The organism is Paraburkholderia sediminicola (genome assembly GCF_046026895.1).
Taxonomy (GTDB): Bacteria; Pseudomonadota; Gammaproteobacteria; order Burkholderiales; family Burkholderiaceae; genus Paraburkholderia; species Paraburkholderia sediminicola_C.
On the sequence record NZ_JAQQEU010000029.1, the window covers coordinates 69,573 to 95,052 of the forward strand.

General features: G+C 65.6%; 23 protein-coding genes. 5 read left to right on the forward strand and 18 right to left on the reverse strand.

The features are described from left to right. Nucleotides 1–61: 61 nt before the first annotated feature. From galE to PQR02_RS20925, 4 genes are read right to left on the reverse strand one after another with little or no spacing between them, the layout of a single operon-like run. Nucleotides 62–1,084, reverse strand: a complete 1,023-nt coding sequence (galE, locus tag PQR02_RS20910; protein ID WP_408235115.1) for a UDP-glucose 4-epimerase GalE — start codon at nucleotides 1,082–1,084, stop codon at nucleotides 62–64. 12 nt (nucleotides 1,085–1,096) lie between these two features. Then, nucleotides 1,097–2,245, reverse strand: a complete 1,149-nt coding sequence (locus PQR02_RS20915; RefSeq protein ID WP_408235118.1) for a glycosyltransferase family 4 protein — start codon at nucleotides 2,243–2,245, stop codon at nucleotides 1,097–1,099. A gap of 39 nt (nucleotides 2,246–2,284) precedes the next feature. Beyond that, nucleotides 2,285–3,115: a glycosyltransferase gene (locus PQR02_RS20920; RefSeq protein WP_408235121.1), complete on the reverse strand. Its 831-nt coding sequence runs from the start codon at nucleotides 3,113–3,115 to the stop codon at nucleotides 2,285–2,287. After that, a complete protein-coding gene (locus PQR02_RS20925) occupies nucleotides 3,112–4,374 on the reverse strand; it encodes an oligosaccharide flippase family protein (protein WP_408235124.1) in 1,263 nt (420 codons plus the stop codon). The genes PQR02_RS20920 and PQR02_RS20925 overlap by 4 nt, the downstream gene beginning before the upstream one ends. 302 nt (nucleotides 4,375–4,676) lie before the next feature. Between PQR02_RS20925 and PQR02_RS20930 the strand changes: the two genes are divergently transcribed. The 4 genes from PQR02_RS20930 to waaA all read left to right on the forward strand — a co-directional run bounded on the left by PQR02_RS20930 (nucleotide 4,677) and on the right by waaA (nucleotide 9,694). Further along, nucleotides 4,677–6,071, forward strand: coding sequence for a phosphomannomutase/phosphoglucomutase (locus tag PQR02_RS20930; RefSeq protein ID WP_408235127.1), 1,395 nt, complete (start codon nucleotides 4,677–4,679; stop codon nucleotides 6,069–6,071). A gap of 253 nt (nucleotides 6,072–6,324) precedes the next feature. After that, a complete protein-coding gene (gene waaC, locus PQR02_RS20935; protein WP_408235130.1) occupies nucleotides 6,325–7,326 on the forward strand; it encodes a lipopolysaccharide heptosyltransferase I in 1,002 nt (333 codons plus the stop codon). Between the two features lie 48 nt (nucleotides 7,327–7,374). Continuing rightward, nucleotides 7,375–8,259, forward strand: a complete 885-nt coding sequence (gene kdoO, locus PQR02_RS20940) for a Kdo hydroxylase KdoO (RefSeq protein WP_408235133.1) — start codon at nucleotides 7,375–7,377, stop codon at nucleotides 8,257–8,259. Nucleotides 8,260–8,380: 121 nt separating this feature from the next. Further along, nucleotides 8,381–9,694, forward strand: coding sequence for a lipid IV(A) 3-deoxy-D-manno-octulosonic acid transferase (gene waaA / locus PQR02_RS20945; protein WP_408235136.1), 1,314 nt, complete (start codon nucleotides 8,381–8,383; stop codon nucleotides 9,692–9,694). Nucleotides 9,695–9,760: 66 nt separating this feature from the next. Here the strand turns inward: waaA and ureG are convergent, their stop codons facing one another. The 13 genes from ureG to urtA all read right to left on the reverse strand — a co-directional run bounded on the left by ureG (nucleotide 9,761) and on the right by urtA (nucleotide 22,372). Then, entirely contained in the window at nucleotides 9,761–10,414 is a 654-nt protein-coding gene (gene ureG / locus PQR02_RS20950) for an urease accessory protein UreG (protein WP_408235139.1), read from the reverse strand. An 11-nt stretch (nucleotides 10,415–10,425) separates the two neighbouring features. Beyond that, entirely contained in the window at nucleotides 10,426–11,106 is a 681-nt protein-coding gene (locus tag PQR02_RS20955; protein WP_408235142.1) for an urease accessory protein UreF, read from the reverse strand. After that, nucleotides 11,093–11,776, reverse strand: a complete 684-nt coding sequence (ureE, locus tag PQR02_RS20960) for an urease accessory protein UreE (RefSeq protein WP_408235145.1) — start codon at nucleotides 11,774–11,776, stop codon at nucleotides 11,093–11,095. The genes PQR02_RS20955 and ureE overlap by 14 nt, the downstream gene beginning before the upstream one ends. Nucleotides 11,777–11,778: 2 nt before the next feature. Next, nucleotides 11,779–13,485 (reverse strand): urease subunit alpha, encoded by a 1,707-nt coding sequence (ureC, locus tag PQR02_RS20965; protein WP_408235148.1) that lies wholly within the window; start codon nucleotides 13,483–13,485, stop codon nucleotides 11,779–11,781. A 55-nt stretch (nucleotides 13,486–13,540) separates the two neighbouring features. After that, entirely contained in the window at nucleotides 13,541–13,846 is a 306-nt protein-coding gene (locus PQR02_RS20970) for an urease subunit beta (RefSeq protein ID WP_408235151.1), read from the reverse strand. 18 nt (nucleotides 13,847–13,864) lie between these two features. Continuing rightward, complete coding sequence (ureA, locus tag PQR02_RS20975; RefSeq protein WP_408235154.1) at nucleotides 13,865–14,167, reverse strand: urease subunit gamma; 303 nt, start codon at nucleotides 14,165–14,167, stop codon at nucleotides 13,865–13,867. Between the two features lie 200 nt (nucleotides 14,168–14,367). Continuing rightward, the gene (locus tag PQR02_RS20980) at nucleotides 14,368–15,180 is read right to left on the reverse strand and encodes a transporter substrate-binding domain-containing protein (RefSeq protein WP_408235157.1); all 813 of its coding nucleotides are present in this window, start codon (nucleotides 15,178–15,180) and stop codon (nucleotides 14,368–14,370) included. A gap of 237 nt (nucleotides 15,181–15,417) precedes the next feature. Further along, a complete protein-coding gene (locus tag PQR02_RS20985) occupies nucleotides 15,418–16,299 on the reverse strand; it encodes an urease accessory protein UreD (protein WP_408235160.1) in 882 nt (293 codons plus the stop codon). Nucleotides 16,300–16,432: 133 nt separating this feature from the next. Beyond that, nucleotides 16,433–17,125, reverse strand: a complete 693-nt coding sequence (gene urtE / locus PQR02_RS20990; RefSeq protein ID WP_408235163.1) for an urea ABC transporter ATP-binding subunit UrtE — start codon at nucleotides 17,123–17,125, stop codon at nucleotides 16,433–16,435. Between the two features lie 40 nt (nucleotides 17,126–17,165). Further along, the gene (gene urtD / locus PQR02_RS20995; RefSeq protein WP_408235166.1) at nucleotides 17,166–18,029 is read right to left on the reverse strand and encodes an urea ABC transporter ATP-binding protein UrtD; all 864 of its coding nucleotides are present in this window, start codon (nucleotides 18,027–18,029) and stop codon (nucleotides 17,166–17,168) included. Continuing rightward, nucleotides 18,029–19,225 carry an urea ABC transporter permease subunit UrtC gene (gene urtC, locus PQR02_RS21000; protein WP_408235169.1) on the reverse strand — a complete coding sequence of 399 codons (1,197 nt, stop codon included), beginning with the start codon at nucleotides 19,223–19,225 and terminating at the stop codon, nucleotides 18,029–18,031. The genes urtD and urtC overlap by 1 nt, the downstream gene beginning before the upstream one ends. A gap of 1 nt (nucleotide 19,226) precedes the next feature. Then, the gene (urtB, locus tag PQR02_RS21005; protein WP_408235172.1) at nucleotides 19,227–20,900 is read right to left on the reverse strand and encodes an urea ABC transporter permease subunit UrtB; all 1,674 of its coding nucleotides are present in this window, start codon (nucleotides 20,898–20,900) and stop codon (nucleotides 19,227–19,229) included. A gap of 173 nt (nucleotides 20,901–21,073) precedes the next feature. Further along, nucleotides 21,074–22,372 (reverse strand): urea ABC transporter substrate-binding protein, encoded by a 1,299-nt coding sequence (gene urtA / locus PQR02_RS21010; protein WP_408235175.1) that lies wholly within the window; start codon nucleotides 22,370–22,372, stop codon nucleotides 21,074–21,076. 503 nt (nucleotides 22,373–22,875) lie between these two features. On the opposite strand from urtA, the gene aptA reads away from it, so the two are divergent. Continuing rightward, complete coding sequence (gene aptA / locus PQR02_RS21015) at nucleotides 22,876–24,207, forward strand: omega-aminotransferase AptA (RefSeq protein ID WP_408235178.1); 1,332 nt, start codon at nucleotides 22,876–22,878, stop codon at nucleotides 24,205–24,207. 170 nt (nucleotides 24,208–24,377) lie between these two features. Here aptA and PQR02_RS21020 read toward each other — a convergent pair. Next, nucleotides 24,378–25,480, reverse strand: a 1,103-nt coding sequence (locus PQR02_RS21020) for a DUF3443 domain-containing protein (RefSeq protein ID WP_408235181.1), incomplete at its 5' end; no start/stop codon positions are given.

The following is a 25,480-nucleotide window of genomic DNA, read 5'->3' on the forward strand; positions in this document are numbered from 1 at the left end:
CGATAGATCGCGCCGGGCGGCCTGCGTTTCCTGGCGCTTCCCGGCGCGGTTCCTCCACTCCTTACGCAAACCCCTGCGGATTGTTCGACTGCCAGCGCCAGTGATCCGCGCACATCCGCTCGATGCCGAACTGCGCGCGCCAGCCGATGATGTTCTGCGCCGCGGCCGGATTGGCGAAGCACGACGCGACATCGCCCGGACGGCGCGCGACGATCTCGTAGGGCACCGGCTTGCCGGACGCCTTTTCGAACGCGCGCACCACGTCCAGCACGCTATAGCCCTGGCCCGTGCCGAGATTCACGACGAAACTCGCGTCGCGGGTGACCAGCGCATCGAGCGCGGCCAGGTGTCCGCGCGCCAGGTCGACCACGTGGATATAGTCGCGCACGCCGGTGCCGTCGGGCGTTTCGTAGTCGCCGCCGAACACGCGCAGTTTTTCGAGCTTGCCGACCGCCACCTGCGCGACATACGGCATCAGGTTGTTCGGAATGCCGGCCGGGTCTTCGCCGATCAAACCGCTCTCGTGCGCGCCGACCGGATTGAAGTAGCGCAGGGTGGCGATGCGCCATGACGGGTCGGCCAGTTGCAGATCGCGCAACACCTGCTCGGCGATCAGCTTCGACTGGCCATACGGATTGGTGGCCGACAGCGGGAACGACTCGTCGATCGGCGAGCTCTTCGGCACGCCGTACACGGTGGCCGACGAACTGAACACGAACTGTTTCACGTTGCGCTCGCGCATCACGCCGAGCAGGCTCAGCAGGCTGCCGACGTTGTTGCCGTAGTACTCGATCGGCTTCGCGACCGATTCGCCGACCGCCTTCAGCGCGGCGAAGTGAATCGCGCCGGTGATCGGATGCGCGTCGAAAATGCGCTTGAGCGCCGCTTCGTCGCGGGCATCGTTTTCGTAGAAGGTCACGGCGCGGCCGGTGATTTTTTCCACGCGCCGCAGCGATTCGCGGTTGCTGTTCACGAGGTTGTCGATCACCACGACGTCGTAGCCGCCGTTGAGCAGTTCGACACATGTGTGCGAGCCGATAAAGCCCGCGCCACCCGTTACCAGAATCGTGCCCTTCGTGGTCATGCTATAGCTCCATTAAAGTAAGACACCCGTCATTTTCTGCACCAGGTCTTTATAGGTTTCGACGACGACCCGTTCGTCGAATTCTTGTGCGACTTTCTGCCGGCCGCGCTCGGCCATCGCGCGGCGTTCGGCGTGGCTCATGTCGAGCATGCGCGCGAGTTGTGTCGCGAGACTGTCCGCGTTGCGCACTTCGCACAGCAAGCCGTTGATGCCGTCGGCCACCACTTCGCGGCAACCCGGCACGTCGGTCGTGACGATGGGCCGGCCCATCGCCGACGCTTCCATCAGCGTGCGCGGCACGCCTTCACGATACGACGGTAAAACGATGCAGTCGGCATCGGCGATCAAGGGGCGCACGTCATGTGCCTCGCCAAGATACTCGATGACGCCTTCCTGTTCCCACGCTGCCACTTCTGCGCGCGTGATCGCGCTCGGATTGTCGACGCCGACCGGACCGAGCAGTTGGAACCGCGCGCGCGGATAACGTTCACGCAAGCTGCGCGCAGCTTGCACATATTCACCGACGCCCTTGTCCCACAGCAGCCGCCCGATCAGCACGAACCTGAAATCCGCCCGCTCGGGCAAGGGCGTGAACGCGAACTGTTCGAGATCGACGCCTTCACCGTGCAGGAGCCGCGCGCGCTCAGGATGCACCAACAAATTCTGCTCGACAAACGCGGCCTGATCGTCGCGATTCAGAAACCAGACTTCGCGCGGGAAACGGAACGCGAAACGATACAGTCTCTTCGCCACCTGCGCGGCGCGGCTCTGCTGGATGAACACGTAGCCGAGCCCGGTCGTGACCGCCACCGATTGCACGCCCGCGAGCTTCGCGGCGATCGAGCCGTAGATGTTCGGTTTGATCGTATAGTGGAACACCACGTGCGGGCGGATGGTCCGGTATTGCCGGTAGAGCGACAGCAGCGTACGCAGATCGTCGCGCGGATTGGTGCCTTTGGACGCGACCGGCAGTTCGATGCAGCGGCAGCCCATCGCGGTGAGCAGGGGGAACGTGCGGTCGCGCGGCGCGAGCACCGTCACGTCGACGCCGCGTCCGATCAGCATGCGAATCAGCCCCTGCCGATAGGTATGGATGGCCCAGGCGGTATTGCAGACGAGGGTGATGCGCAACGCGGGCGTCGACTTCAGGGCAGGCTTCATGCGGGAGCGGGCGTGGCGTTCAATGGGGCGTGGCATGGTTCAGTGGCTCGCGCGCGGCGCGAGCAGCGCGCGTTTGACCCGCTGCAGCGCGCGATACGGCGTCACCAGATGCAGCAGGTTTTTGACGAGGCCCAGCCAGTCGTATGGATTGGCGGCGTTGAAGTAGCGCAGTTGCAGCCGCAGCGTCGAACTCACCTGGCGGCGCCGTTTGGTCGCGCTGATGCCGCCTTCGTTTAGCTCGTAGTAGAGACCGAGTTCCGGCAGGTTCGCGCAGTCGTAGCGCTCCATGAGGCGGACAAACAGATCGAGGTCTTCGGCGGAGCGGTAGGCCGCGCGATAGTTGCCCACTGCGCGCACGGCGTCGATGCGCAGCATCATGGAAGGATGCGCGAGGCACGAGCGGAAGAACCGCAAGCGGCGGATCGCGTCGGGCTCGGCGGGTGGCGTCAGCGTGAAGAGCGGCTCGCCTGCGCGCGTGACGACCTGCGTCCACATGCCGAGGCCCGCCACCCGCGGATGCGTCTCCATGAACGCGCGCTGCTTCGCGAGCCGTTGCGGGACGCTGCGGTCGCCCGCGTCGATGCGCGCGGCATAGCGAAAGCCGCGCTGCGCGAGTGCTTCGATGCCCGCTTGCAATGCGCGCTCGATGCCGCCGTTCTGCGGCATGCGCAGCACGTCGATGCGCAGATTGGCGAGCGCCGGCGCGACGATCGGCGGCGTGCTGCCATCGTCGACGATCAGCACGTGCACCGGCGCACTCTCGCTGAACGACGCGAGCGTCAGATCGACGTCGGACTGGCCGTTGTACGCGGGCATCAGCACGGCGACATCGTCGAGTGAAATCTGCGCGGCGCCGGATGAGTTCGTCATGGGCGCAATTTGAAACGGATGTAATAAAGATTGACCGACGCCGCCGCCAGATAGCCGGCCGCGAGACCCACCAGCGCGCCATAAGCGCCGAGGCGCGGAATCGCCAGCAGATTGACCACGAACGCGACGGCCAGCGCCAGCAGCCATTTGCAGAGCAACACGAACCTGGCCTGATACTTCAGCACGATCAGATTGCCGATCGCTTCGATGCCGGCCGGTACCGACAGCCACACGGCCCAGCGGAAGATCTCGATCGCGCCTTCGAAGTCCGGCCCGAACACGCGGCGAATGATGAAGCCGGCGAGCAGGTCCAGCACGAACGCGCCGCTCACCATCAACGCGGCGGTCATCGCGGTGAGCCGCCACATATTGCGGCGCAGTTGCGCGGCTTCCTGCACACGGTAGACGAATGCGGGCGCGATGGTCTGCGCGAGCATCAGCGCGAGCGTGATCCAGTTTTCGTTCAACTGCTGGGCGGCCGAATAGCGGCCCAGGTCCGCGAACGAAATCGCGCGTTCGAGCATCAGCCGGTCGAGTTTCAGGAACAGATACATACAGATCAGACCGAGCCAGAAGACCGTGCCCGCGCTCGCGAAGTGCCTGAAGAGCGCACGGTCGACCTGCCAGCCGAGCCGGCCGCCATGCCGGCGCATGAAGTAGACCAGCAGCGCCGCGCCGATCGCCGCGGATTCGAGTGCCCACAGCCAGCCGAAGCGCGCGGGTGCGGCCGCCGCACGCACCAGCAGATACACGCAGCCGGCCTTCAGCACGGCCGTGCTCATACTGGTGAGCAACTGCGGCTTGCTATAGGTCATGCTTTGCAGCCACCCATTGATCACGCCGACGAACGGTTCCCGAAACAGCATCGTCACCGCGAGGCCTGCGAGCATCGCGCCGACCAGCGGCTCGAACACATGCAGCGCGATGCCGAGCCACGTGAGCAGCAATGCCGCGACCGACACCGAAAAGCGCAACGCGAATGCGCTGCCAAGCACGGTGCCGAGTTGCGCGGGCGGCCGGCCGACAATGGTGGGCACGAGGATTTCCGCGCCGCACACCCAGGTGACCGGCGAGAGCACCAGCAGCAGCGTGTTCGCGTATTGCCATTTGCCGAACACGTCCGGGCCGAAGTAGCGCGCCAGCACGCCGCTGATCACGATCGCCACGCCGATCTGCGTGAGTCTTTCGAGTCCGAGCCAGACGATATTCGTGAACGCGCGCGTGACGTCGGGATTGGCGAAGCGCTTGAGCGTCAGCATCCGGTAACCGCTCGCCGGTGCATGTATGTGAATAGCGCGGCGGCGCTGTGTGCGGTTGCCCACCTGGCCGACTGTCGCGGCAACTTTACAAAAGGAGGGCGTCTAAGCATTAGAATGGCGTTATTCAGGCAGGTCAGAAAAACGCAATTATAAGTTGGAACCGGATCGCTTCCGGCAAGGGCGTACCGCAGCGTTTCAGCGCTGCTTTTCTTCACTGGTTTTACCGCTGGTTTCACAGTGAGTTTTACCGATAGTCATCGGTGCGCCGGTCAAAATTTTCCATTGCACGTAAGTGAGCCAACATGATCTCCAAATCCATCTTCAAGGCCTATGACATTCGTGGCGTGATCGGCAAGACGCTCGACGCCGATGCCGCGCGTTCCATCGGCCGCGCGTTCGGCAGCGAAGTGCGCGCGCAGGGCGGCGATGCGGTCGTGGTCGCGCGCGACGGTCGCCTGTCCGGTCCCGAGCTGATCCAGGCATTGTCGGACGGGCTGCGCGCGGCCGGCGTCGACGTGGTCAACGTCGGCATGGTGCCCACGCCGGTCGGCTACTTCGCGGCCAGCGTACCGTTGCAGCTCGAAGGCGGCGAACGCCGCGTCGATTCGTGCATCGTCGTGACCGGCAGTCACAATCCGCCTGACTACAACGGCTTCAAGATGGTCCTGCGCGGCGCGGCCATTTACGGCGAACAGATTCTCGCGCTGCATCAGCGCATCGTCGACGAGAACTTCAGCGACGGCAGCGGCAGCTACACCGAGTACGACATCGCCGACGCCTATCTCGATCGCATCGCGAGCGACATCAAGCTCGCGCGTCCGATCAAGATCGTCGTCGATACCGGCAACGGCGTCGCCGGCGGCCTCGCGCCGAAGCTGTTCAAGAAGCTCGGCTGCGAACTGGTCGAACTGTTCACCGAGATCGACGGCACCTTCCCGAACCATCACCCGGACCCGGCTCACCCTGAAAACCTGCAGGACGTGATCCGCGCGTTGAAGGAAACGGATGCGGAAATCGGCTTCGCGTTCGACGGCGACGGCGACCGCCTGGGCGTCGTCACGAAGGACGGCCAGATCATCTATCCGGACCGCCAGCTGATGCTGTTCGCCGAAGAAGTGCTGTCGCGCAACAAGGGCGCGCAGATCATTTACGACGTGAAGTGCACGCGCAACCTCGCGAAGTGGGTGAAGGACAAGGGCGGCGAGCCGCTGATGTGGAAGACCGGCCACTCGCTCGTGAAGGCGAAGCTGCGTGAAACCGGCGCACCGCTCGCCGGTGAGATGAGCGGCCACGTGTTCTTCAAGGACCGCTGGTACGGTTTCGACGACGGCCTGTACACGGGCGCGCGCCTGCTCGAAATCCTCACGCGCGTCAAAGATCCGAGCAAGCTGCTGAACTCGCTGCCCAACTCGAACTCCACGCCGGAGCTGCAACTGAAGCTCGAAGAAGGCGAGAACTTCGAACTGATCGCGCGCTTGCAGCAAAACGCGAAGTTCACCGGCGCGGACGACGTCGTGAAGATCGACGGCCTGCGCGTCGAGTATCCGGACGGCTTCGGTCTCGCGCGTTCGTCGAACACCACGCCGGTCGTGGTGATGCGCTTCGAGGCCGATAACGACGCGGCGCTCAGGCGCATCCAGGAAGACTTCCGCCGCGTGATTCTCGCGGAGAAAGCCGACGCGAAGCTGCCGTTCTGAAGGCTGAAGCGGCGGCGCGGTCAAGCCCGGTTCGCCGGGTTCGAATTGCTGCTGTCGTCGAACGCGGCGCGGGTTTTGATTACCGCGCCGCGTTTTTTCATGTCATTTACATGCGACGCGCTAAAATTGCCGTCCTCGTGAGAAAGCGCCGGGTCGCCCGAAGTTTTCTCATCCCCTCGGGGGCCTGGCGCCAAGCGCCGGGTACGGGGCTCTTTCAACGCATCTGCGGGCCGGATAGCCGGCTTTCCCACTCTTGAGCGTGCAAAAGATACTGATCGTGAGGGTGTCGTCATTGGGCGACGTCGTTCACAACATGCCGGTGATCGCCGACATCCGCCGCCGCCACCCCGATGCCCAGGTCGACTGGCTCGTCGAAGAAAGCTTCGTCGGGCTCGTGCAACTCGTCGGCGGCGTGCGGCGGGCCATTCCCGTTTCGCTGCGGCGCTGGCGCAAGCGCATTCTGTCGGTCGAGAACTGGCGCGAGATCGGCGCGTTCCGCCGCGCGCTCGCCGCCGAGCACTACGACCTCGTGATCGACTGCCAGGGCCTCATCAAGACCGCGTGGGTCGCGAGCATGGCGCGCGGGCCGCTGGTCGGACTCGGCAACCGCACCGAGGGCGCGGGCTTCGAATGGCCGGTGCGCTTCTTCTACGACAAGCGCGTGCCGATCGAGCCGCGCACCCACGTGGTCGAACGCACGCGGCAACTGGTCGCCGCGGCGCTGAACGACCCGCCGCCGCAACCCACCGACGACATCGACTTCGGTCTCGACACCGGGCGCGCCGCGCTGGCTTTGTCGCAGGCGAATCTGAATCTGCCGGTGCCGTATGTGGTGTTCGTCCACGCCACGTCGCGCGCGGACAAGCAATGGCCCGACACCGCGTGGATCGAGCTGGGCCAATCGCTGGTGCGGCGCGGTGCGTCGATCGTGCTGCCGTGGGGCAGCGACGCCGAGCGCGCGACCAGCGAGCGTCTCGCGAAGGAATTCGGCGCGGCCGCGATCGTGCCGCCGAAGCTGTCGTTGCCCGCAGTGGTCGGCCTGATCGAAGGCGCGGCCGCGACGGTCGGGGTTGACACAGGTCTCGTGCACATCGCGGCGGCGCTGAAGCGGCCCACGGTCGAGTTGTACAATTTCTCGACCGCGTGGCGCACCGGCGGCTACTGGTCGCCGAACGTCGTCAATCTCGGCTCGGCGGGACAGCCGCCCACGCTGCAACAGGTCAAGTCGGCGCTGGCCGGTTTCGGCCTGCTGTAATCCGCCGGTGCGCTTCGCCTCGCGCACCCTCCGTTCCCAAGGGCGATCATGAACGAAACCCAGATCATCGAAGTAGCGAGCGCCGACTGGCACGCACGCAACCTGTCCGTGCCGCGCGAGACGCTGATCGCCGGCGTCGAGCGCGGCAAGGTGCTGTATTTTCCGAACCTGCGCTTTGCGATCGAAGGCGGCGAACAGGCGCTGCTCGATCCGGCGCTCGCCGATCCGAGCCGCAAGAACATCAGTCTCGAACCCAACGGCGGCGCGTTGCACGGTGTGGCCGGCGACGCCGTCACGCAATCCGCGGTGCGCGCGCTGATCGCGCGTTATCAGGCCAATGCGCGCACGCTGGTCGACGGACTCTTTCCCGAATACAACGGCAAGCTGCGCGTCGCGCCGACCAGCTTGCGGCTGCATGAGGTCGAAACGCGCGAAACCTCATGGCGCAAGGACGACAGCCGCCTGCACGTCGACGCGTTCCCGTCGCGGCCGAACTACGGCGAGCGCATTCTGCGCGTGTTCACCAACGTCAACCCGCATGGCGCGCCGCGCGTGTGGCGGGTCGGCGAACCGTTCGAGGACATGGCGCGGCGCTTCCTGCCGCGCATCAAGCCGCAGATGCCGGGCTCGGCGTGGCTGCTGAATCTGCTGCACGTCACCAAGTCACGGCGCAGCGAGTACGACCATCTGATGCTGAATCTGCACGACGGCATGAAGGCCGATCTCGACTATCAGAAGTCGAGCCCGCAGGAGACCATGCCGTTCCCGCCGGGCAGCGTTTGGGTGTGTTTCTCCGACCAGACTTCGCACGCGGTGATGTCCGGCCAGTTCATGCTGGAGCAGACCTTCTTCCTGCCGGTCAAGGCGATGGCGCAGCCCGAATGCGCGCCGCTCGGCATTCTCGAGCGCCTGCAGGGCAGGGCGCTGGTTTGAGCGCCGCGGACTTTGTGGACGGTTGGCGAGGCGGGTGCGGCCGTGCGCTGCAGTGCGTGAAGAACGCGTTGCATGCGGAGTGCGTGCCTCACGAAGAACACGGAAAAAACGCGGAGCGCCGATGCTGAGGGCGATCTACAACGCGCTCTGGTGGATCATCGCCCCGCTTGCCGTGCTGCGTCTCCTGATCCGTTCGCGCAAGGAGCGCGGTTATCGCGAACATATCGGCGAGCGCTTCGGTTACGCGCGCGGGCGCTTGCCTGAAGACAGCGCGCCGTTGATCTGGGTGCATGCGGTGTCGGTCGGTGAAACGCGCGCCGCGCAACCGCTGATCGATGCACTGATGCACGCGCGTCCCGATGCGCGCATCCTGTTGACCCACATGACGCCGAGCGGCCGCGCCACCGGCGTGGAGATTTTCGGCGACCGCGTGTTGCGCAGCTACTTGCCGTACGACATGCCGCATGCGGTGCGGCGGTTCTTGCGCACGTGGCGACCGTCGCTCGGTCTGGTGATGGAGACCGAGGTGTGGCCGACGCTGATCGACGAATGCCGGCGCGCGGACGTGCCGTTGATATTGACCAACGCGCGGATGTCGGCGCGTTCATATAAGCGCGCGGCCAAATTCGGCGGCGCGACCCGGGACGTGTTCGGCGGCTTTGCGCGTGTGCTCGCGCAGAGTCCTTCGGACGCCGAGCGGCTCACCGCGCTCGGCGCGCGCAACGTCGCGGTGCTCGGCAATCTGAAGTTCGATATGAGCACACCGCCCGAACTGGTGGCGCGTGGTCACGCGTGGCGCGCGGCGATCGGCACGCGGCCGGTGTGGGTCGCGGCGAGCACGCGCGAGGGCGAAGAGGCGCTGGTGTTGCAGGCGCTGGCGGCGCTCGGCGTCGATGACGCGCTGCTCATCCTGGTGCCGCGTCATCCGCAACGGTTCGACGAAGTGGCGGCGCTGGTCGAGAAGGCTGGGCTGCGGCTCGAACGGCGTTCGAAGTGGGCGCCGGATGCGAAGGTGGCATCGGCGGCCGCGGCCACGAGCGGTGCGCTGCCGGCATTGCCTGCCGGCGTCAACGTGCTGCTGGGCGATTCGATGGGCGAGTTGGGCGCTTACTATGCCGCTGCGGATCTGGCGTTCATCGGTGGGAGTCTGCTGCCGCTCGGCGGACAGAATCTGATCGAAGCGTGCGCGGTCGGTGTGCCGGTGCTGATCGGGCCGCATGTGTTCAACTTCACCCAGGCTACCGCGGATGCGGTCGCGGCGGGCGCGGCGGTGCAGGTGCAAAACCCGGAAGGTCTGGCGCGCGTGTTGCGCGAGCTGTTCGGCGACAAGGCGCGGCGCCTGGCGATGGGCGGTGCGGCTTCGGCATTCGCCGCGCGCCATCGCGGGGCGACCGCGCGGACGGTGGATGTGTTGATGGCGGTGTTGCCGGAGTGACACGAAGCTGACGGAAGGGCGCGCTGAACGGAGCACGCGCAACGTGTGTATCGGGCGCCCTCGACATCAAACCTTCAACAACCCCTTCTTCTCGATAAACCCCACCACCTGATCCAACCCGTCGAGCGCCTTCAGATTGCACATCACGAAGGGCCGCTCGCCGCGCATCTTCCTCGCATCCGAAGCCATCACGTCGAGGTTCGCGCCGACCATCGGCGCGAGGTCTGTCTTGTTGATCACCAGCAGATCCGACTTCGTGATGCCGGGGCCGCCCTTGCGCGGAATCTTCTCGCCGCCCGCCACGTCGATCACGTAGATCGTCAGGTCCGACAGTTCGGGACTGAAGGTCGCCGCGAGGTTGTCGCCGCCCGATTCGATGAACACGATATCGGCGTCGGGAAACCGCGTCAGCATGCGGTCGACGGCTTCGAGATTGATCGACGCGTCTTCGCGGATCGCCGTATGCGGGCAGCCGCCCGTTTCGACGCCCATGATGCGCTCGGCCGGCAACGCGCCCGCCACGGTCAGGAGGCGCTGGTCCTCTTTCGTATAGATGTCGTTGGTGATCGCGACGAGGTCGTACTGGGCGCGCATCGCCTTGCAGAGCATTTCGAGCAGCGTGGTCTTGCCAGAGCCGACCGGGCCGCCGACGCCCACGCGCAGCGGCGGCAGTTTCTTGGTCCGCACGGACGAGGAGGCGGGATGATGAGGTGCGTTCATGATGGATCGTGTTATGAGCGGAAGAGCCGCGAATACTGCGACTCGTGACGCGCCGACAGAATGCCGAGTTGCGGCGCGAACGTGTTGATGTTGTCGGGTGAAGTGGCGAGCGCGCGCGTGACGGCCGTATCGATCGGCTCGCGCAATGCGACGATGATGCGTTGGCCCGCAAGCTGTCCCAACGGCACCGCCTTCAATGCGGCGGCGGCCTGGTTCTCGACCCAGCTGAATGCGTAAGCGGCGAGCGCGGCATCGACGGCGGCATCGTGCGCATAAGCGGCGAACGCGAACGTGGTGGGTTGTGCCAGAGGCGTGAGCGAAGCGAGCGTCGCGCGTCTTGACGCATCGCCCCATTCGAGCGACACGCACAATTGCCGCAGCGACCAGCCCATCTGCTCCGTCTCGCGGCGCAGTTCCGCGGACTCGCGGCTCGCGAGGAATTCGCGATTGGCCTCAGCGAGAGCCGCGGCGTCGTGCGCGCGCCAGCGCTCCATCTGATGGGCGAGAAACGGCAGTTCGCCGTGCGCGAGCACATCGGTCAGACCGCTCTCGATCCACGCGCGGGCGGAATCGGCGTCGGTGATCAACTGCGCTTCGATCGCCGCTTCGAGACCCTGCGAGTAGCTGAATGCGCCGATCGGCAGCGCCGGCGACGCGAGATGCAGCAGTGCGGTGAGTTCAGCGGTGCGCATGATGCGGGTGATGCGCGTGGCCGCAGGATTCGTCGTGCACGTGGTCGCTGTGGTCGTGGTCGTGGTCGTGGTCGTGACCGTGCTCGTGCGAGTGCGCATGCGAAGCGTGGTCATGCCCATGCTCATGATCGTGCGAGTGAGCCTCCTCATGCCCATGATGCTCACCAAACACCTGCTGCGCGAGCGCATAGTCTTCAGCGAACGTCTCGTCATGCCCATGCTTGTGCCCGCCGCCGTACGCACCGGACTCGGGCTGAAACGGCATCGACACATGATCGACCGTCGCGCCGATGCGCTTGAGCATGTCGGCCAGCACCGGATCGTATTCGAGCTTCAGATAATCCGCGCCCACTTCCACCGGCGTATGACGATTGCCCAGGTGATACGCGGCGCGCGTCAGCGTCAAGGCATCATGCGCGCGCACGTAGAGCACCGCTTCGGCCGCGGCGACAACGCGCACGAGGCCGCCATCGTCGGCGACCAGCACGTCGCCGTCGCGCAGCACGGTGCCGCGCGGCAACAGCAGCGCGACTTCCTCGCCGTTATCGAGCGTGGCGGCAAGCCGGCTCTTGCGCCGTTCGTCGAACGCGAGCGTCAGCGTCGGCGCCCGCTTCACCAGCACGGGCGCGAGCTTCAGATGCGGCGGCAGCAGTTTGTCGAGAGTACGCATGGTCAGAACAGAAAGTAGCGCTGCGCCATCGGCAGCACGGTGGCCGGTTCGCAGGTCAGCAACTGACCGTCCGCGATGACCTGATAGGTCTCCGGATCGACGCTGATCGCCGGACGCCACGCGTTGTGAATCATGTCCGCCTTCGAGATGTTGCGGCAGTTCTTCACGGCCACGATACGCTTCTCCAGGCCATAACGTTCGGCCACGCCCGCGTCGGCGGCCATCTGCGACACGAAGGTCAGCGACGTGCGCGCAAGCGCGCCGCCGCGCGTCGCGAACATCTCGCGATAGTGGACCGGCTGCGGCGTCGGTATCGACGCGTTCGGGTCGCCCATCTGCGCCATCGCGATCATCCCGCCTTTGAGGATCAACGACGGCTTGATGCCGAAGAACGCCGGCTCCCAGAACACCAGGTCAGCCCACTTGCCCGGCTCGACCGAGCCGACTTCATGCGCGATGCCGTGCGTGATCGCCGGGTTGATCGTGTACTTGGCGACGTAGCGCTTCGCGCGGAAGTTGTCGTGGTGCGCGCTGTCCTCAGGCAGCGCGCCGCGTTGCACCTTCATCTTGTGCGCGGTCTGCCACGTGCGGATGATCACTTCGCCGACCCGGCCCATCGCCTGTGAATCCGACGATAGCATCGACAGCGCGCCGAGATCGTGCAGGATGTCTTCGGCGGCGATCGTCTCGCGGCGGATACGCGATTCGGCGAACGCGATGTCTTCCGCGATAGACGGGTCCAGGTGATGGCACACCATCAGCATGTCGAGGTGCTCTTCGAGCGTGTTGACGGTGTACGGGCGCGTCGGATTGGTCGACGAGGGCAGCACGTTCGCCTCGCCGCACACCTTGATGATGTCCGGCGCGTGGCCGCCGCCCGCGCCTTCGGTGTGATACGTGTGGATCGTGCGGCCCTTGAACGCGGCCACCGTCGCTTCGACGAAACCCGCTTCGTTCAGCGTGTCGGTGTGAATCGCGACCTGCGTGTCGGTGTCGTCGGCCACCGAGAGGCAGTTGTCGATCGCGGCGGGCGTGGTGCCCCAGTCCTCGTGCAGCTTCAGGCCGATCGCGCCGGCGGCGATCTGCTCCAGCGCCGGCTGCGGCTGACTCACGTTGCCCTTGCCGAGAAAGCCGAGGTTCATCGGATAACCGTCGGCCGCTTGCAGCATGCGTTCGAGATGCCACGGACCCGGCGTGCAGGTGGTCGCGTTGGTGCCCGTGGCCGGGCCGGTGCCGCCGCCGAGCATCGTGGTCACGCCGCTCGCGAGCGCTTCTTCGATCTGCTGCGGGCTGATGAAGTGGATGTGCGTGTCGATGCCGCCCGCCGTCACGATCAGGCCTTCGCCCGCGATCACTTCGGTGGACGCGCCGATCGCGATCGTCACGTTCGGCTGGATGTCGGGATTGCCCGCCTTGCCGATCGCGGCGATGCGGCCGTCCTTGATGCCGATGTCGGCCTTGACGATGCCCCAGTGGTCGAGAATCACCGCGTTGGTCACGACGGTGTCGACCACGTCGGCGTGCACGCGCTGCGACTGGCCCATGCCGTCGCGAATCACCTTGCCGCCGCCGAATTTGACTTCTTCGCCGTAGGTGGTGAAGTCGCGTTCGACTTCGATCAGCAACTCGGTATCGGCGAGACGCACGCGGTCGCCGGTGGTGGGGCCGAACATTTCCGCGTACGCGCGGCGGCCAATGCGTAATGTCATGGTGTGAGTCCGCAAATGAGCAGGGCGATTCGGGCACGGGAGCGCGTGTCGCGCGTCACAGCTTGCCCATCACCTTGCCGTTGAAGCCGTAGACGAGCCGGTCGCCCGCCAGTTCGACCAGCTCGACCGTGCGTTCCTGGCCGGGCTCGAAGCGCACGGCGGTGCCCGCCGCGATGTTCAGCCGGAAGCCGCGCGCCGTTTCGCGATCGAAGTCGAGCGCTTCGTTCACTTCGTAGAAGTGGTAGTGCGAGCCGATCTGCACCGGGCGATCGCCGGTGTTCGACACGACCACCGTGACCGTGGCGCGGCCAGCGTTGAGCTCGTGTTCGCCGTCGTCGATGAGGAGTTCGCCGGGAATCATGGGGCCTGCCTTGTGCGCTTAAGGGATCGGGTGGTGGACGGTGACGAGCTTGGTGCCGTCGGGGAACGTGGCTTCGACCTGGATGTCCGGGATCATCTCCGGCACGCCTTCCATCACGTCGTCACGCGTGAGCAGCGTGGTGCCGTAGTGCATCACCTCGGCGACGCTCTTGCCGTCGCGCGCCGCTTCCATCAGCGCGGCGGTGATGAACGCGACCGCTTCCGGGTAGTTCAGTTTGAGGCCGCGCGCGCGGCGCCGTTCGGCAAGCAGCGCGGCGGTGAAAATCAACAGCTTGTCCTTCTCGCGAGGTGTCAGCTTCATCGAATGGGTGCGTTTGGGTGTGTGGTCGGGTTTGCGTCCGGTATCGACGGGCGTGGCGACGGTCCCGCCAGAGGCCGCCCGCGATCATGATAGGCGCTGCGCGTCACGGCCGCGACCGCTTGCCGCGCACGCGGCGGATTCACGGCGCAGACAAGGCGCAGACAAGCCGGTCACGGTATCAAGTCCCGCTAACGGCGCGCTTACAGATCGGCCGGCAACGGCGCGCCGAACCACTTCTTCGACATCGTGTTGAGCGTGCCGTCCTGCTTTGCCTGCGCGATCGCGGCATCCACTTTCTGCTGCAGGCGCGGCTCGTTCTTGTTCATGCCGACGAAACACGGCGAATTCTTGATCACGAACTTCGGCTCCGGGCGGCGCGGCGGATTCTTCGCGATGATCGCGGCCGCGACGATATTGCCGGCGGCGATCAGTTGCACCTGGCCCGACAGGAACGCGGCGATGGTCGCGTTGTTGTCCTCGAAGCGTTTGATGGTCGCGTTCGGCGCCATCTGCGAGAGGCCGATCTCCTCGAGCGCGCCACGCGTTGCGCCGACTGTCTTGCCGGTGAGATCGGCGGGGCCATTCACCTTGATGTCGGCGGGGCCGAACAGGCCCTGGTAGTACGGCGCGTAGGCGGTCGAAAAGTCGATCACCTTCTCGCGTTCCGGCGTCTTGCCGAGCGACGAGATCACCAGATCGACCTTGCCCGTCTGCAGATACGGAATGCGATTCGCGCTGTTGACCGGCACGAGTTCGAGCTTCGCGTTCATCGACTTCGCGAGCAGCGCGGCGGCGTCGATGTCGTAGCCTTGCGGCTTCATGTCGGGACCGACCGAGCCGAACGGCGGATAGTCTTCCGGCACGGCCACTTTCAGCACGCCCGCTTTGGCGATGTTGTCGAGCGTATCCGCGTGGGCGGCGACCGCATGAAAGGCGAGGTCGGCGGCGATGGGCGCGAACAGCAGCGCGGCGAGCAACGCGCGGCGTGCGCGGCGGGGCAGAGGTCGTTTCATGGTCTGTGGGCGGTGGTGGCGGTGTGGTGATGGCGGCGAGCCGGTCGGCTGCCGTCAGCGCGCGGCAGCATCGTGGCGCAGGGCGACGCAAGGTGTGTGCCATCGCCGTGTGGCGTGGGACGGCGGGCGGTCAGCATGGGTCGCGCACTGGATTGGGGCGAGCGTATGCGCCGCGGTGGTGCGCCAGCTGCCGCGCAAAGGTGAAAGGCTGCATGCCCGTGAGGCAGCCCGAACGTCTCAGGTCGACCAGATCCGCAAAGGCACCGCCGCGACGCCGTGCACGACCGGCCGCAGTTGCAGCCAGCAGCGCGTCAACGCGTGCTGCAAGGTTTCCATCGAACGCGATACGGCGCGCACGAGCACCACGCCGTTCGTCACGCAAGACGCGGCGGCGCGCAGCGACTCGTCGAACGGCAATTGCGCGGTCAGCGACTCGGCCAGCCCGTCGTCGCAAGCCGCGCCTGCGGCCCATAACGTGCCGTACGCGGGGAACCCGGCCAGCCCTTGGGCCGCATCGCGCAGCGGATCGTTCGCGTCGAGGCTCGCGCGTTCGAGCCACAGCAATTCGCCGCGCGCACCGACAATGCGCGATACCGCGCGCAAGCGGCCCGCCGACCAGCGTTCGCCCGCCGCTTGCCGGCCGAGTTGAGTCGCATCCCAGCCGATCGCGGTGGCGCCTTCGGCCAGCGTCAGCGAAAAATCGAGGTGCGCGTGGGCGTCGTCGAACACGATGTTGTTTTGCGGCAGCCAGTCGAGCCGGGCCTGCTCGCCGACGCGCACGGCGACATGCTGATGCGCGGCGCGGCCATTGGACTTGTACCACTTGGTCGCGCCGGGCGTGGTGATGACGGCATGCGCACCCGCGCCGAGCGCGACATCGATATCGAGCTGATCGCCGCCCGCGATGCCGCCGGGCGGATGCACGATCACCGCGTGGCAGATCGCATGGCCTTCGGGATAGAGCGGGCGCTGCACGCGCAACGGCCCGTCATGCAGCCGGTGCGCGAGCGTGGTGCGCTCGTTCTGTTTGACGAAGCCGAGTTCGAGACGCGCGCGCCATGACGCATGCGCGGCAGTTTGCACACTAGCAAGCGTGGCGTGATTTTCGTGAAGCGACATGCGAATGGACGACGTGCGATCGGTCTGAAGTGTGAAGGGGGCACGAACTCGCGCTGGCCAGACACGCGCGAGCCGCGCCCCGAAGATGCGGCGAGAATAGCACGCGCGCTTGCGCGTGCCCGTCACACGATGATCACACGGCGATCAAGGCACGCACGCCATCGGCGTCCATGTTCGCGCCTTCGCCGCCCGCGACGATTTCACCGCGGCTCATCACCCAGTAGCGATCGGCGATGTCCTTCGCGAAGTCGTAGTACTGCTCGACGAGCAGCACCGTCATGCCCATTTCCTCGACCAGTTGACGCAGCGTGCGCCCGATGTCCTGAATGATCGACGGCTGGATGCCTTCGGTCGGTTCATCGAGGATCAGCAGTTGCGGATCGCTCATCAGCGCGCGGCCAATCGCGAGCTGCTGCTGCTGACCACCCGACAGGTCGCCGCCGCGCCGGCTGCGCATATCCTTCAGGACCGGGAACAGTTCGTAGATGCGGTCGGGGATTTTTTTGGGCGCTTTCTTGCTGGCCGCGCCGACCAGCAGATTCTCCTCGACGCTCAGCCGCGGAAAGATATCGCGGCCTTGCGGCACATAGGCGAGACCGTGCTCGACGCGCGCATGGGTCGGCAGCCTGGTGATCGGCGCGCCGCGCCAGGCGATCGAGCCGCTCTTCGTCTGCACGACGCCCATCAGGCAGCGCAGCAACGTGGTCTTGCCGACGCCGTTGCGGCCCAGCAGCACGGTGAGCTTGCCGTCGGGCACGGTGAGCTTCACATCGCGCAGGATGTGGCTGCCGCCGTAGTACTGGTTCAGGTTTTCGACTTCCAGCATGTGCGTTATATCCGTTCGAAGCTTTGATTCATCGGCCAGCTCATCGACCCAGGTAAGACTCGATGACCGTCTCGTCCTTCTTGACTTCGTCGAGCGTGCCGTGCGCGAGCACGCGTCCTTCGGCCATCACCGTCACCTTGCCGGTGTCGCCCGACAACGCCGCCACGAACTCCATGTCGTGTTCGACGACCATCATCGAACAGGTGCCGCGCAGATGGTTGAGCAGCTCGGCGAGCTGCATGGTCTCGTCGTCGGTCATGCCGGCGGCCGGTTCGTCGAGCAGCAGCAGCGCCGGTTGCTGCATCAGCAGCATGCCGATTTCGAGCCGCTGCTTCTGTCCATGCGAAAGCTCGCCGGCGAGGCGCCGCGCTTCGCTCTCCAGACCGGTCAGCGCGAGCGTTTCCTCGATGCGCCCCTGCGCCTGACGATCCAGGCGCGCGCGCAACGAGGCCCACCAGCCCTTGTCGGCCTTCATCGCCAGTTCGAGGTTTTCCCACACCGGATGTTGCTCGAACACGGTCGGCTTCTGGAACTTACGGCCGATCCCCGCGCGCGCGATGGACGGCTCGTTCATCCGCGTCAGGTCGATCGACTGCCCGAGAAAGACCTTGCCCGCGTCCGGCTCCGTCTTGCCGGTGATGACATCCATCATGGTCGTCTTGCCGGCGCCGTTCGGGCCGATGATGCAGCGCAACTCGCCGGCGTCGATCGCGAGCGACAGCGCGTTCAACGCGCGAAAGCCGTCGAAGCTCACGGTCACGTCTTCGAGGTACAGAATCGTGCCGTGCGAAATATCGATCTCGCCGGGCACCACCGCGTGCCCCATGCTCGCGACGCCGCTCAGCGAGTGCTCAGCGGGTTGTTCCGGTAAAGCCGGATCAGCAACCATCGGGTTTTCGTTCATCAGCGGTTCCTCCTGCGCGTCACGAGTTCGATCAGTCCCATGATGCCGTTGGGCAGCAGCAGCGGAACCAGCACGAAGATCAGACCGAGAAAGAACAGCCAGTATTCAGGGAAGTTGGCCGTGAAAAAACTCTTCGCGCCGTTCACCGCGAACGCGCCGATGATCGGCCCGATCAGCGTGCCGCGTCCGCCCACCGCGACCCAGATCGCCATCTCGATCGAGTTGCCCGGCGACATCTCGCCGGGATTGATGATGCCCACCTGCGGCACATACAACGCGCCGGCGATCCCGCACAGCACCGCCGACACGGTCCACACGAACAGCTTGTACCCGAGCGGGCTGTAGCCGAGGAACATCAAACGCGTTTCGCCGTCGCGCACCGCGGTGACCACGCGGCCGAGCTTCGACGTGACGATCGCGCGCGCCCCGATGAACGCGAGGATCAGCACCGCGAACGTGATCAGCAGCAGCGCCGTGCGCGTGCCCGGATGCGTGATCGGAAAGCCGCCGATGCGCTTGAAGTCGGTGAAGCCGTTGTTGCCGCCGAAGCCCGTTTCGTTGCGATAGAACAGCAGCATCGCGGCGAAGGTCATCGCCTGGGTGATGATCGACAGGTACACGCCCTTCACGCGCGAGCGGAACGTGAAGAAGCCGAACACCCACGCGACCACCGCCGGCACCAGCACCACCAGCAGCAGCGCATAGCCGAGATGCTGGGTGCCTTCCCAGTACCACGGCAGTTGATGCCAGTCGAGAAACACCATGAAGTCGGGCAGGTCGCTGCCGTACTTGCCCTCGTGGCCGATCGCGCGCATCAGGTACATGCCGATCGCGTAGCCGCCGAGCGCAAAGAACAGCGCGTGGCCGAGACTCAGAATCCCGCAGTAGCCCCACACCAGGTCGAGCGCGAGCGCCGCGATCGCGTAGCACATGAACTTGCCGGCGATCGTCATCGCGTAGGCGGACAGATGCAGCGCGCTCGTGTCCGGCAGCACCAGCGTGGCGAACGGCACGCCGAGCCCGGCCACGATGATCAGCGCGATCAGCGCGAGCCATGCGCGCCGCGACAGCAGCGCGGGACGCGGCGGCAGACCGAGCGCGAAGCCGGACTGCGGTTCGCGGGCGGATGCCGCTGCGCCGTTGTTCGTTGCGCCGACGCGAGCAGACGAGGTGGTCGATGAAGTAGCAGAAGTCATCTCATGCCTCCGCGCTACGGCCCTTGAGGGCGAACATGCCCTGCGGACGCTTCTGGATGAACAGCACGATCAGCACCAGCACCGCGATCTTCGCGAGCACCGCGCCCCAGAACGGTTCGATCGCCTTGCTGACGAGCCCCAGCCCGAAGCCGCCGATCACGGTGCCGGCGAGCTGGCCGACGCCGCCCAGCACGACCGCCATGAAGGAATCGATGATGTAGCTCTGGCCGAGGTCGGGGCCGACGTTGCCGATCTGCGACAGCGCGCAGCCGCCGAGACCCGCGATGCCCGCGCCGAACGCGAACGCATACGAATCGACCCGCGCGGTTTTCACGCCGACGCACGCGGCCATCCGGCGGTTCTGCGTGACCGCGCGCACGAACAGGCCGAGGCGCGTCCTCGTCAGCACCGCCCACGCGATCGCGACCACGATCAGCGAAAACGCCAGAATCGCCAGCCGGTTGTACGGCAGGATCAGATTCGGCAGCACCGTCACGCCGCCGCTCATCCACGCCGGGTTGATCACCTGCACGTTCTGCGCGCCGAACAGCATGCGCGTCGCCTGGATCAGGATCAGGCTGACGCCGAAGGTGGTCAGCAGCGTTTCGAGCGGGCGGCCGTACAGGTGCTTGAGCACCAGCCGTTCGAGCACGATGCCCACCAGCCCCGCCGCCACGAACGACGCCGGCACCGCGAGCAGCGGATACCAGTCGAACGCGCCGGGCGCGAAGCGCTGAAAGAGGTTCTGCACGACATAGGTGGCATACGCGCCGATCATCAGGAATTCGCCGTGCGCCATGTTGATCACGCCGATCAGTCCATACGTGATCGCAAGGCCGAGCGCGGCGAGCAGCAGCACGCTGCCGAGCGACAAGCCGGCGAACAGCGTGCCGGCGATCTGGCTGCGGCGCTGGATCGCATCGAGTTCGGCGATGCCGCTTTGCGCGGCGGCGCGCACGCGCTCGTCGGCTTCGACGAAGCTGCCGTCCGCTTTCTTCGCGACCAGTGGCCGCAGCAGTTCGTTCATGTCGAGGTCGTGCCGCGCAGCGACCAGTTGCACGGCTTCGAGACGTTTGGCCGGGTCGGCGTCGTGCAAGGCGGTCATCGCCCACAGCGTGTCGAGGCGCTTTTTCAAGGCCGGATCGGTTTCCTTCGCGCGGGCCGCGTCGACCAGCGGCTTGATCGCCGGATCGGGGTTTTGCAGCAGCGACGCGATCGCGGCTTCGCGGGTCGCGCGGTCGGCCGAGTCAAGTTGCAGGCCTGAGAGCGCACCCGCCACTTTCGAGCGCAACAGGTTGTTCAGCGTGACCTGCTGCGCGTCGCCGGCCGCGACGGTCTTGCCGGTGACGGCATCGCGCGCGGTGTCGCCGTCTTGCAGCAGCACGGCGCCCGCGTCGGTGGCGAGCGCGCTGTCCTCGGACAGCGCCTTGAGCACCGCGAGCGATTCCTTGTCGTGGTTGGCGATCAGCTTGTCGATCGCCGCGGATTTGGCGTCGAAGTCGTCACCGGCGAGCGGCGCGACATCGGCGGGGACGAGCGCGAACGCGGCCAGCGGCGCGCCGGCGAGCAGCACGAGCGCCGCGCCGGCGATACTTCGCCATGCGAAGCGTCGCGCCCGTGGCGCGGCTTCTGCGATGCGTGAGAGTCGGGCGGATTTGAGCAATGAAAACGCCATGGTGGCCTTTGGAGGTAAACCGTCGGGTTACGCGTGCACGCAACCCGCCTTCACGGTACGAACCCACCCACGGCACGCTGAGCGCCCGACGCGTGTCGGGCGTAAGCCGGCAGCGGTGAGCTCACGCCGGCTCGCTGCGCGGCTAGTGAGCGCCGCCGCAGCGAGCCTTCCTGTCAGGCGACGCGCGAGCGCTTCAGGAACGCCGGAATCGAGCTGACCACGTCCGGCTTGCTCGAATTGCCGGCGATGAACGGGCTCCACGGCTGCGCGCGGATCGCGGTTTTGGTGCGCCACACCACGTTGAACTGGCCGTCGGCGCGCACTTCGCCGATCATCACCGGCTTGTGCAGATGGTGATTGCCGTCCATCTCCAGCGTGAAGCCCGACGGCGCGGGGAAGGTCTGGCCGACCATCGCGACGCGCACCTTGTCCACCTCGATGCTCTTCGCTTTCTCGACCGCCTGCTTCCACATGTGAATGCCGACGAAGGTCGCTTCCATCGGGTCGTTGGTCACGCGCTTCGTGCCGCCCGGCAGGTTGTTTTGCGCGACCCACGCGGCCCATTGCTTCTTGAACTTCTCGTTGGACGGGTTGCGCAGCGACATGAAGTAGTTCCATGCCGCGAGGTTGCCGACCAGCGGCTTCGTGTCGATGCCGCGCAGTTCCTCCTCGCCGACCGAGAACGCGACCACCGGCACGTCCGACGCCTTCAGCCCCTGGTTGCCCAGCTCCTTGTAGAACGGCACGTTCGAATCGCCGTTCACCGTCGATATCACCGCGGTCTTGCCGCCTTGCGAGAAGGTCTTGATGTTGGCGACGATGGTCTGATAGTCGCTGTGGCCGAACGGCGTGTAGACCTCTTGAATGTCGGCTTCCTGGACGCCCTTGGATTTGAGGAACGCGCGCAGGATCTTGTTGGTCGTGCGTGGATACACATAGTCGGTGCCTAGCAGGAAGAAGCGCTTGGCGCCGCCGCCTTCCGCGCTCATCAGATATTCGGTCGCGGGGATCGCCTGCTGATTCGGCGCTGCGCCCGTGTAGAACACGTTGCGCGACATTTCCTCGCCCTCGTACTGCACCGGATAGAACAGCAGGCCGTTCAGCTCCTCGAACACCGGCAGCACCGATTTGCGCGACACCGAAGTCCAGCAGCCGAACACCGCGGCGCACTTTTCCTGCGTGATCAGCTGGCGCGCTTTCTCGGCGAACAGCGGCCAGTTCGACGCCGGGTCGACCACCACCGGCTGGATCTGCCGTCCCATCACACCGCCGTTCTTGTTGATCTCCGCGATGGTCATCAACGCGGTGTCCTTGAGCGATGTTTCGGAGATGGCCATCGTGCCCGACAGCGAATGGAGGATGCCGACCTTGATCGGACCGCTATCGGACTGCGCGCTCGCGAACGGCACCTGACCCGCCAGTGCCAGTGCGCCGGACATGGAACCGAACTTCAACAGACTGCGACGTTTCATGGATATCCCCTTGCCATTGATGGTGACTGTTATGGGCGTCTATTTCAGCCAGCAGGGCTTGTCCCGCATGACTTGCCGCTTGGGTACTGCAAGCCACATGCCATGCGGTAAGTTCGACCCGAACTACGCGTGTTGCGCGATGCGGCGCGGCTGGGCAGCGGGTTGCGTGCGCGCGGGGCAGGGCGAAAGTGGTGCAGGATAGGGGTAGGCGCCTCGTTGGGGTGCGTGCCGCGCTGCAACGAAGCGCGTGCATCGGCCAGCGGTTGTCGACGGTGCATGGGCGCCGCGCCTTTGTGCATGCGCCTGGCTCTGCCTACACTGGAAGATTGAACTTGAGCAACCGCGTTGCATGGGATGGGAGTGAGCGCTGAAGGGTTGACTCCGATCGACCGCTTTGGATGGGATGGGAGTAAGCGCTGAAGCGCTAACTCCCATCGACCGCTTTGCATGGGATGGGAGCTAAGCGCTGAAGCGCTAACTCCCATCGACACAGGAGACACGACATGAACGAGCGCACCGGCGTCAGTCCACCCGATATGTCCGCTTTCTGGATGCCCTTCACCGCGAACCGTCAGTTCAAGAGCGCGCCGCGGCTCCTCGCGAGCGCGAAGGGGATGTACTACACGTCGCTCGATGGCCGGCACATTCTCGACGGCACCGCGGGCCTGTGGTGCGTCAACGCGGGCCATTGCCGAGACGAGATCGTGGCGGCGGTGCAGGCGCAGGCGGCTGAAATGGATTTCGCGCCGACCTTCCAGATGGGTCATCCAAAGGCGTTCGAGGCCGCGACGAAAATCGCCCGTCATACACCGGGCGATCTGAAGCACATCTTCTTTGCGAACTCGGGCTCGGAGGCGGTCGATACCGCGCTGAAGATCGCGCTCGCCTATCACCGCGCGCGGGGCGAAGGGCAGCGCACGCTTTTGATCGGCCGCGAACGCGGCTATCATGGGGTGGGCTTCGGCGGGATTTCGGTGGGCGGCATCGCGCCGAACCGCAAGGCGTTTTCAGGCGGGCTGCTGCCGGCCGTCGATCACTTGCCGCACACGCTGAACCTAAAAGAAGCAGCCTTTTCCAAAGGACAGCCAACGTGGGGCGCGCATCTCGCCGACGAACTCGAACGGCTCGTCACGCTGCACGATGCGTCGACCATTGCCGCGGTGATCGTCGAGCCTGTGGCCGGGTCGACCGGCGTGCTGATTCCCCCACAAGGATACCTGCAACGATTGCGGGAGATTTGCGACAGGCACGGCATCCTGCTGATCTTCGACGAAGTGATCACCGGCTGGGGACGCCTCGGCGCGCCGTTCGCCGCGCAGTACTTCGGTGTCACGCCCGACCTGCTGACAATGGCCAAGGGCACCAACAACGCGGCCGTGCCGATGGGCGCGGTCGCGGCGAGCACGAAGATTCACGACGCGATCGTGAACGGCGCGCCTGCCGGTATCGAGCTGTTCCACGGCTACACGTATTCGGGGCATCCGATTGCGGCCGCCGCCGCATGCGCGACGATCGACCTGTACGAGCGCGAGCAACTGTTCGACCGGGCCGCGCGGATGGCGCCGCTGTTCGAGAACGCGATCCATAAGCTGCGCGACGCACGGCATGTGATCGACGTGCGCAATCTCGGGCTGGTAGGCGGCGTGGAGTTGGCGCCGCGCGCGGGTGCGCCGGGCGCGCGTGCTTATCACGTGTTCGTGCGCTGCTTCGAGAAGGGGGTGCTCACGCGTTATACAGGGGATATTCTGGCGTTCTCCCCGCCGTTGATCGTCGAGGAGGCGCAGATCGAGGAGATCTTCGGGACGGTCGCGGAGGTGTTGAGGGAGACGCAGTAGGCGGAGCGTGGTTGGCGGTTTTTTGCGGGTGGTTTGCTTTTGGTTTGCGTGTAGGTAGCGCGTGGTTCTCGCGGATGGGCTGGCTGTGTGGACGCGGAAGGCCGCCTCGTTTTGCGAGGCGGCCTTTTTTGACATCGTGACCCGTCCTGAAGCGGTTTCTATCAGACCGATCAGAAGGCGATGAACGGTCCGGTCTGTGTGCCGATCGTCGAGTTGGTTAGCGCGGTGTAGACGCTGCGTCCGTAGAAGAACGGTAGACCCCAAAGGAACGTGCTGTACATCGGCGAACCGAGACTGTCATAGGCGGCGTACTGGCTGGCTAGCAGCGACACGCCGTTGGCCAGCGAGAACGGCACGGTGACCGGCGTGGAACCGCTGCTCACGCCCGTGAGGATCGCTGAGAGGTTGAGCGTGGCGGTCGGCACGAACCAGTCGCCCAGATACGGCACCGTGTAGTCCGGGAAGTAATTGGCGTTGGAGCCGCTATCGATTGCGCTCAGATACGCGCTGCCTTTGTACGTGGTCGTGAAATAGCCGTCCTGGCTGAGCGCGAGAATGTTGGCATTCGATGGCAGCGCATTGTTCGACTGCGTGCCGATGCCGAACACCAGTTCGCCCGACGCGCTTGCCTGGCCGGCCGCCGGCAGCGCGGGCAGCCGGATGATCGTGCCGTTGTTGTCGGACGTGAAATTGGCGACCGGATTCATCACCTGCGTATCGAGCGGAACGCGCGTGCTCGTGCACGAAGTCGCGGACGCGCAGTAGTAATAGGCTGCCGGCAGGACCGAAGTCGCGGCCGCCGCATAGTCGCGCCGCGCGGGTGAGATGCCGACGACGCCGTTCGCGCCCATTCCGGCCACCGTGTTGAGGTTGACGCCCCCGCGCGACCCGCATGCCGACGGCGTCGAGTACTTGCCGTCGGCGATCACCTGGATCGGCAGGTTGCCCGCCACCTTGCTGCCGATCGTCACGTCCGCGCGTTTGATGGACCCCCACGTATAGCCGGAGTTGAACTGCGCACATTCGGCGATCGGCGCGTTACCCGTCGGATCGTCGGTCGCGCCGCTTTGCGCCGGCAGGCTGCCGGCGAAGGCCGAACCCAAAGCGCTGGCGAGCACACGCACGCCGGTTGAGCCGGTGTCGACCTGCATGTGATCGATCTTCGCGCATTGACTGGCGCCCTGGCTGCCCGGGATGCAAATCGTGACGCTCACGTATGGGATGTTGACGTAGGTCGTGAATCGTTCGACGGTGATGGGGGCCGTGTTGGTGG